Below are 7,158 nucleotides of genomic sequence, written 5' to 3'. Positions count from 1 at the left end.
CAAATGTATAGGATCACAAAATTACCATAATACCCGGCACCGCGCGACGGTCGCTATAACACCTTAACACCTCGCACCATAACACTTAAGCACCTTTAATCGCTTACCCGAGACGTGGGATCGTACTGCTCAGTGGGATCTTGGGAGATGAGAATTTGGTAGGTATTCCGTTTGACAGTGAGTTCTGGCTTCCGTAGCCAGCGATTATACCGCTTTAAGATTTTGTAGCTTACCCCGTGGGTATGGGCAAATTTTACCAGATCATCAATCGTTTCAGTAACAGTAACTACTTCAAACTCGGGCTGATAATACCCTTCTTTGGGGTCAATATAAAATCCGTAGGCTTCGGGATTCTCTAAAATCATCTTCATGGCTACCAGCCGAAAAAAGTACCGAGCGGTTTCATCGTTGAGCAGCATGTCGAAATACGAGTCAACTCTTTGCTCTTCTAAACGGCGCTCGAAGCCTCGCATACCAATATTATACGAGGCGGCTACGTTTACCCAATTCCCAAATTTGCTGTGGGCTTTCTTGAGGTACTTACAAGCGGCTTCGGTAGATTTTATTGGGTCGTAGCGCTCATCTACTTCTTTGTTTACTTCTAATCCAAAGTCTTTGGCCGTTCCCTTCAGCAACTGCCAGAAGCCAACAGCATCGGCCGGTGAACGGGCATATTCTACTAATCCGCTTTCAATGATTGGGAGGTACTTAAAATCAGCCGGCACTCCGTTTTCTTCTAATATCCGCTCAATGGTAGGCAACCAGCGCTGGGCGCGTTTAATCATCAGAATAGTATTGGAGTGCCAGTTGGCGTTCACATGAATCTCGCGGTCTAGCCGTTCGCGCAAGTCGGGTTCTTGTAGGGGAATTGTCTCACCCACAAAGTTCACTTGCTGTGGAATAGGAACGGTAAAGGCTTTATAACCCGCTGGGGCCATAATTACTTCGGGAGAACCTTCCAAGTTTTTAGGTGCGGTAGTTACCGAGGGCGCGCCATCTACATTACTTAGTTTTACGTCTCCCTGGCGGGTATCCGCAAATTCTTGCCAGCCAATATAGATAAGCAGCCCAACAATCAGCACTGATTGAATAGCTACCTGCGTTTTGATATTGTTAAACATTAGAAGTTAGGCGTAAGCAGGTACTTGGAATAAAAACTATCGATGACCGCTACGGCATCGGTGGCCGAATCTACTACATTAATTAGTTCTAAATCTATTTCGTTGATATTTTTCTCCTGCTTCAGCATAATTTCTTCAATCCAGTGCAGTAGTCCTTTCCAATAGTCGCTACCAACCAGCACAATGGGGAAACGTCCTACTTTTTTGGTTTGTATGAGCGTGAGGGCTTCAAAGAGTTCATCCAGGGTGCCAAAGCCGCCGGGCATCACGATGAAGCCCTGCGAGTACTTCATAAACATGACCTTGCGAACGAAAAAGTAGTCGAAGGTAATGATTTTGTCCGGATCAATGTAGATGTTGCTACTCTGCTCAAACGGAAGAATGATATTAACTCCTACGGATTTACCGCCTTCGGTTTGGGCCCCTTTATTGCCCGCTTCCATAATACCGGGCCCGCCCCCGGTAATTACTCCGTAGCCATGACGAACAATTTTGGCGGCAATTTCTTCGGCCATTTTGTAGTACGGATGATTGTCGGGCGTTCGGGCCGAACCAAAGATGGTTACGCAGGGTCCAATCTTTCCTAGTTTCTCAAAGCCTTCTACAAACTCTGCCATAATTTTAAACACCGCCCACGAATCATTGGTCTTGATCTCGTTCCAGTCGCGGTTCATAAACGCTTGCTTAATGCGTGATTCTTCTTCACTCACGGTACTTTCGGGTAGCTTTTTGGGGGCTCCGTTGTTATCTTCTATTGTGTTCATGTGGGTATAATTCAGTGTTATGGTGTTATGGTGTTATGGTGTTATGGTGTTATGGTGTTATGGTGTTATGGTGTTATGGATTGTACTGCTTATCGTCGATTAAGTTTAATAGGTATTTTTTCGGAAGTGCGAGAGTATATTGATGGTTGGATGTTTGCTTTCTAGTGTAAGCGATGCTTGGTTCTGATGCTCTAATTTGGCTATTACTCTTTCTTTTCTGAATATGCTTGATTAGAGCCAGTATGCTTTTACGAGTGTTATCTACGGACTGATGAATTTTACTTAACTCGGATTTGGGACAATAACTTAGATCTTCTAATACGTACAGTATACTCTTCACTTCTGCTGCTGAACTCTGAGCTATATTTAAAAATTGGCTAAATTCCCCAGGATGATAACGAGCAAACCCTTCCGCAATATTGTTCATAACCGATAAAGCTGCCCTCTTCAACTGTCGGAAGGTATCGTAATCCTTGCTTAGTGCATTATATTTCTTCAGTTGATAAATAGCGTAAACTACTTTTCTAGCTGACTGCCAACACCGCAAATCCTCAAACCGCTCAACCTTCGCCATACTACTAAACTATAATACTTTAACACCATAACACTTTAACACTCTAACACTACCTCAACAGATCAACCAAAGCCGGACGTAACTCAGTATACTTAAACTCAAACCCGGCCTCTTCAATCTTTTTACTGCTCACCCGATTGCCTCCAGTTACTACTTGAGCCATCTCTCCCAGTAGCAATTTTAGGGCAAACGCGGGTACGTTTGGTAGAAATAGCGGCTTGTTTAGTACATCGGCGGTCTTTTTGGTCAGTTCATGGTTGGTGGCCGGATGCGGAGCCACTCCGTTATATACGCCCGCCATATCCTTCTGCTCCAGCGCAAAAATGAATAAGTGGCAAAGGTCATCCAGGTGAATCCAACTCATATACTGACCGCCCCGTCCCAGGGGTGCCCCAGCTCCGAGTTTGATGGGTTGCATAATTTTGACTAACGCCCCTCCTTTTTCGCTGAGCACAATACCAATCCGAATTTTTACCACCCGAATATTGAGCTGGGTTACTTCATCTACGGCAGTTTCCCACTGCCGGGTAACTTCCGCGGCGAAGCCATCTCCCGAAGGACTTTCTTCTTTTACCCAGGCACTGCCGGTATCAATGCCGTAGTACCCTACCGCTGAGGCTGAGACAAAGGCTTTAATTGCATGGTTGCCCAGTTTGGCGATAGAATCCCGCAGTAGTTGGGTAGATTCGGTACGGCTTTTTAGAATCAACTCCTTCCGTTTATCCGTCCATCGTTTATCCGCGATACTCGCTCCAGCTAAATGGATAATATAGTCTACTCCGGTCAAGGCTTCCGGGTCTATCTCTTTCTTCTCAATGTTCCACTGGTAGGTTTTTACTTTTTCATCACCCGAAACCGAGCGGCTAAGGTGGGTAACCGTGCAACCTTTTTCTTGTAATAATTGGGTAAGGCGGGTGCCGACCAAACCGGTGCCGCCCGAGATGAGTACTGTTACGTCCATAGTATTCGTGTTGTTTCTGTGAAATTTCTTTCCGAGAATTTCTTTCTGAGAAGAGAACCAACTACGGTAGCTTCTGTTTAACCGCCCTGAGGGCTTTTCGGTAATATTCTGAGCCTACTATTATTTTCTTGCAGTTCTTGCATAAATCCCACTTCATCTGCCGGAGATACAAAGATGCTTCGCCCCCCTTGGTAGCGAATCAACAATCCTTTTGAACCCTTTGCGGGCCGATTACCGGTTGTCGGATAATCTGAACGCTGAATAGATTCTATCTGATTAATAGGAACTGAGCCACTAAATACCCCAGAACGATACATTAGTTGCCCATCTTTGATCCGGTAGTACGTATTGCGCCAAAGGTAAATGAGGATTACAGTCAACCCACTAATTACCAGTAAGCCAATGAGATTTTTACCGAACAATTGGTCGGTTATTATTAACAAGATAAATAATCCTATTGAACCAAGTAGAGGCATAATCCAGAGAAGGGCTGCCATGCTGTAATTACGTTTCGACCAAAATTTCATAGCATTAGAATTGCTGTCTTCTCTATAAAAATATAAATTCCGAAGAAATTTTACTTAACCTATGCCACTTCATTCATCCATCACCGACCAACATCCTATCTTTCTTAGTTTCTACGGTGATGATTTTACCGGCTCTACCGATGTGATGGAAGCCTTAGCGTTAAATGGTATTCCAACCGCTTTGTTTTTAAACCCACCTACACCAGAAGAAATTCAACAGTTTCGGCTGAAAAATACAGTAAGTGGTCCACAGCAAACGCTAGCAGCGGTAGGCGTAGCGGGTATTAGCCGCAGCCTTTCTCCACCAGAAATGGACAATCACCTTCCACCTATTTTTAAGCAACTTAGCCAAATTGATAGTGCTTTCTTTCATTACAAAATTTGCTCTACTTTTGATTCATCGCCCCAAGTGGGCAGCATTGGGCACGCTACGGACTTAGCACATTCGTATTTTCCTTCAAGCTATATTCCATTACTCGTTGGTGCCCCCTCACTTAACCGCTTTTGTGTCTTCGGAAATATGTTCGCCCGAGTAGATGGATCAACTTACCGGTTAGATCGTCATCCCACTATGTCGCGCCATCCAGTAACGCCCATGAACGAAAGTGACCTTCGGGTTCATCTAGGGAAGCAAACTGATCGTCCGGTACGATTGATGGATTTGTTTGCGCTGGAAGCGGATGAAGCTACCCAACAAGCTGCATTGAATGAACTAACGGAACAATCGGGCGACTATCTACTCTTTGATACTTATAACGATGCGCATCTACTATCGGTAGGGCATATTCTTTGGCAAAAACGAGCTGAACGCCAACAACTTTTAGTAGGAGCTTCGGGTACTGAGTACGCTTTATGCAACTATCTACAACAACAAGGGCTATTGGAAAAACCACCTTCGCCTAACTCTCCCGGTAAGGCTGAACCTATTATTATTATGGCGGGTAGTTGCTCCCCAACTACTGGCGAGCAACTTAAATGGATTATTCAGCAGGGCTTTGCCGACGTCCGAATTCAGGGAGAAAAGTTGGTTCATCCGGACGAAAGAAATAACGAGATACAGCGAGTAAAAACACTCGCATTGGAAGCGTTAGGCAAAGAACAGCCCGTGGCTATGTACACTGCTTTAGGTCCCGACGATCCGAGTATTGCCGCTACCAACCAGCGCAAACAAACGCTCGGATTAACCGATACACCTACTAGTGCGTTGCTAGCGAGGGCACAAGGAGAAATATTGAAATCACTACTGGAAAAAACTTCCGTAAAAAGAGTTGTCAGTGCTGGCGGCGACACCTCAGGATATATCGCTCACGAACTCGGAATCTATGCTCTAGAAACACTAATGCCGATTGCCCCCGGCGTACCTCTGTGTACCGCTCACGCTAAGCAGCCCCGCTTCGATGGGCTACAAATTGCCATGAAAGGTGGACAAAACGGAAAAATCGACTACTTTGCTTCTATTGTACAAGGTAGTGCTTAGGGTTGATATGTTTTGGTGTTTGAATGTTAGGGTGTTCGTGTAGAGAGCTTTCTAAATCATCGTAAATACACGAATACCTGACTCCCTGAACACAACATCTAGCACCAAGCACTGTAACATTATCGGACTATAACATTTTAATACCATAACACTGTAACACCAAACACTATGAAAAAAATCGTTTTAGTTGGAGCCGGCGGAAAAATGGGAATGCGGACAACCGCTAATCTGCAAGCGAATGAAGATTACGATGTTTCCTACTTAGAAGTGAGCGAAGCGGGTATTGCTCGTTTACTGGAAAAAGGCGTAAGCGTTTCTAAACCCGAAGAGGTACTCCCTGAAGCCGACATTATTATTCTGGCTATTCCTGATATAGCCATAAAAAGTATAGCGGCTAAGGTTGTTCCTCAGATGAAGTCGGGGGCCATGGCGGTTACGCTAGACCCGGCCGCCCCCTGCGCCGGACATCTACCCAAACGAGACGATGTTACTTATTTTGCTGCTCACCCTTCGCACCCTTCGGTGTTTAATTGGGAACCTAAGGAAGAAGCGCACTACGACTACTTCGGGGGCATTGCTGCTAAGCAGAGTATTGTGTGCGCTTTGATTCAGGGGCCAGAAGAAGATTACTCAGTAGGCGAAACATTAGCCAAAGAAATGTATAGACCCGTGACCAAAGCTCACCGGGTAACCATTGAGCAGATGGGTATTCTAGAACCAGCTCTATCCGAAACCTTCGGAGCAGCCGTGGTTACCGTGATGAAAGAAGCGGTAGATACGGTAGTAGCCAAGGGTGTGCCCAAAGAAGCAGCTTATGATTTCTTCTTGGGTCATATTAACATTGAGCTGGCATTGTTATTTGATCAATTACCAGGAGGAGTGTTTTCTGATGCGGCCCAGAAAGCTATCGTCTACGGAATTCCGCGTATTTTTAAAGACGACTGGAAAGACGTATTCGAGTGGGACAACGTGATGGATCAGATTGAGGCAATTACGTAAATTGCTTCTTAGTAATCTCGTACTGGCTTTCTAATAGATCGTAGAGTTTCTAAAACGCAATTTTGGTAGATTCTGCTCGATCATACGTCTCAATGTATCCGTAGTGCTTAGTATGATAGGTTAGCGTATCTGGGTTTTGGTAGCCGTGGCTTAGCGCTTTTTGGCAACACCTTTTGGTAAGCGAATATTCTGGTTTGCCAGTTAGCTCTTTGTCTGGCTAGTTTTTGTGTGAATCAATAGCACAGTCATCAGTATTTCGCTAACCTATCGGTACTCCAACCAAGCGGTAGCTTCGCAGTCTTTATTGGTACGGAAACGTATCCAGCGGCTTTGAAAGTGATCGGGAAAAGTATGTTCAAAAGTTTTATTAGGTTGTACGGTCACCTCCTGATAGGTCATCCACGGACCGTGTCCAATAGGTTCTACTTCAATTGTAAATGTGACTGTTTGGTTTGATGCGTGCGAAAGCTGAAGACTTCGTTGATCGTAAAAGCCGATCAGGTATGGGTCAGAAGGTTCGTGAGCCTTGACTATTGATTTTTTCCAGGGACCCCCCTGCCCGGTAGGTTTACCCAGTTTCCATAGGTCGTCAATAGCTCCTACCCATACTGCGGCATTCCCATCTTCTGAGCAGATAACATGCTCGTTATCGCTGATAGTTTCTGGGTTAACGCCAGTCATCACGAGCAGGCCCCGGTAGCTAGCGTAGTCGTGAATGCGGTAGTTGTGTGAACT

At 45.2% G+C, this 7,158-nt stretch carries 7 protein-coding genes and 1 pseudogene; 2 read left to right on the top strand and 6 right to left on the bottom strand.

Features of this window, described 5'->3' with window-relative positions:
• Positions 1 to 95 precede the first annotated feature (95 nt).
• The 5 genes from WBA23_RS09400 to WBA23_RS09380 all read right to left on the bottom strand — a co-directional run bounded on the left by WBA23_RS09400 (position 96) and on the right by WBA23_RS09380 (position 3,947).
• The gene (locus WBA23_RS09400; RefSeq protein ID WP_424582020.1) at positions 96 to 1,121 is read right to left on the bottom strand and encodes a lytic transglycosylase domain-containing protein; all 1,026 of its coding nucleotides are present in this window, start codon (positions 1,119 to 1,121) and stop codon (positions 96 to 98) included.
• A complete protein-coding gene (locus tag WBA23_RS09395) occupies positions 1,121 to 1,795 on the bottom strand; it encodes a TIGR00730 family Rossman fold protein (RefSeq protein ID WP_424582021.1) in 675 nt (224 codons plus the stop codon). The genes WBA23_RS09400 and WBA23_RS09395 overlap by 1 nt, the downstream gene beginning before the upstream one ends.
• A 163-nt stretch (positions 1,796 to 1,958) precedes the next feature.
• Positions 1,959 to 2,459 carry a four helix bundle protein gene (locus WBA23_RS09390; RefSeq protein ID WP_424582019.1) on the bottom strand — a complete coding sequence of 167 codons (501 nt, stop codon included), beginning with the start codon at positions 2,457 to 2,459 and terminating at the stop codon, positions 1,959 to 1,961.
• A 49-nt stretch (positions 2,460 to 2,508) separates the two neighbouring features.
• On the bottom strand, positions 2,509 to 3,420 hold the full coding sequence (locus tag WBA23_RS09385) for a TIGR01777 family oxidoreductase (protein WP_424582018.1): 912 nt from the start codon (positions 3,418 to 3,420) through the stop codon (positions 2,509 to 2,511).
• Positions 3,421 to 3,497: 77 nt separating this feature from the next.
• On the bottom strand, positions 3,498 to 3,947 hold the full coding sequence (locus tag WBA23_RS09380) for a PH domain-containing protein (protein WP_424582017.1): 450 nt from the start codon (positions 3,945 to 3,947) through the stop codon (positions 3,498 to 3,500).
• Between the two features lie 61 nt (positions 3,948 to 4,008).
• Between WBA23_RS09380 and WBA23_RS09375 the strand changes: the two genes are divergently transcribed.
• Both WBA23_RS09375 and WBA23_RS09370 read left to right on the top strand, forming a co-directional pair.
• Positions 4,009 to 5,424 carry a four-carbon acid sugar kinase family protein gene (locus WBA23_RS09375; protein WP_424582016.1) on the top strand — a complete coding sequence of 472 codons (1,416 nt, stop codon included), beginning with the start codon at positions 4,009 to 4,011 and terminating at the stop codon, positions 5,422 to 5,424.
• 168 nt (positions 5,425 to 5,592) lie between these two features.
• On the top strand, positions 5,593 to 6,423 hold the full coding sequence (locus tag WBA23_RS09370; protein ID WP_424582015.1) for a phosphogluconate dehydrogenase C-terminal domain-containing protein: 831 nt from the start codon (positions 5,593 to 5,595) through the stop codon (positions 6,421 to 6,423).
• 264 nt (positions 6,424 to 6,687) lie between these two features.
• Here the strand turns inward: WBA23_RS09370 and WBA23_RS09365 are convergent.
• Positions 6,688 to 7,158 (bottom strand): annotated as a pseudogene (locus WBA23_RS09365) (hypothetical protein); the annotation flags it as partial.

Source organism: Tunicatimonas sp. (genome assembly GCF_049647865.1).
In the GTDB taxonomy this organism is placed as follows: Bacteria; Bacteroidota; Bacteroidia; order Cytophagales; family Cyclobacteriaceae; genus Tunicatimonas.
Note: the sequence above shows the minus strand (reverse complement) of the source record. Positions and strands in the feature narration are given on the sequence as shown.

Coding starts and splice junctions, on each gene's coding strand:
- WBA23_RS09380 (WP_424582017.1), bottom strand. CDS start 3,947: ATGAAATTTTGGTCGAAACGTAATTACAGCATGGCAGCCCTTCTCTGG.
- WBA23_RS09390 (WP_424582019.1), bottom strand. CDS start 2,459: ATGGCGAAGGTTGAGCGGTTTGAGGATTTGCGGTGTTGGCAGTCAGCT.
- WBA23_RS09395 (WP_424582021.1), bottom strand. CDS start 1,795: ATGAACCGCGACTGGAACGAGATCAAGACCAATGATTCGTGGGCGGTG.
- WBA23_RS09370 (WP_424582015.1), top strand. CDS start 5,593: ATGAAAAAAATCGTTTTAGTTGGAGCCGGCGGAAAAATGGGAATGCGG.
- WBA23_RS09375 (WP_424582016.1), top strand. CDS start 4,009: ATGCCACTTCATTCATCCATCACCGACCAACATCCTATCTTTCTTAGT.
- WBA23_RS09400 (WP_424582020.1), bottom strand. CDS start 1,121: ATGTTTAACAATATCAAAACGCAGGTAGCTATTCAATCAGTGCTGATT.
- WBA23_RS09385 (WP_424582018.1), bottom strand. CDS start 3,420: ATGGACGTAACAGTACTCATCTCGGGCGGCACCGGTTTGGTCGGCACC.